The 552-nt window shown below is 65.8% G+C and carries 1 protein-coding gene; it reads left to right on the plus strand.

Features of this window, described 5'->3' with window-relative positions; genetic code table 11:
- Positions 1–62: 62 nt before the first annotated feature.
- Positions 63–552, plus strand: a 490-nt coding sequence (locus Ahu01nite_RS50080) for an acyltransferase domain-containing protein (RefSeq protein WP_239159811.1), incomplete at its 3' end; no start/stop codon positions are given.

A 552-nucleotide genomic window follows, 5' to 3' on the forward strand; every position in this document is an offset into this window, starting at 1 on the left:
CGGCTGGTGTCGTACCCGACGCTGTGGTCGGTCATTCGCAGGGTGAGATCGCTGCTGCTGTGGTGGCGGGGATGTTGAGCTTGGAGGACGGCGCGAGGGTTGTGGCGCTGCGGTCGCAGTCGTTGCGGGCTTTGGCGGGTGCGGGTGGCATGTTGTCGGTTGCGGCGTCGGCCGATGTGGTGGAGAAGCGGATCGGTGACCGGTTGTCGCTGGCGGCGGTGAATGGTCCTGCTGCGGTGGTGGTGTCGGGTGAGCCGGCGGCGTTGCTGGAGTTGAAGCAGGAGTTCGAGGCTGAGGGTGTCCGGGCGCGGATGGTTGCCGTGGACTATGCCTCGCACGGTCCGCAGGTGGAGAGTTTGAAGGACGAGATCCTGACCGTGCTTGCTGGTGTTTCGCCGCGGGCGGGTCGGGTGCCGATGGTGTCGGCGATGACCGGTGAGGTGCTGACGGGTACGGAGTTGGACGCTGGTTACTGGTATGCGAGTTTGCGTGCGCCGGTGCAGTTCGAGCGGGCGGTGCGCGTACTCGCCGAGCTGGGTCATGAATTGTTTG

Origin of the sequence: Winogradskya humida, from assembly GCF_016862215.1 — a bacterium.
GTDB lineage: Bacteria > Actinomycetota > Actinomycetes > Mycobacteriales > Micromonosporaceae > Actinoplanes > Actinoplanes humidus.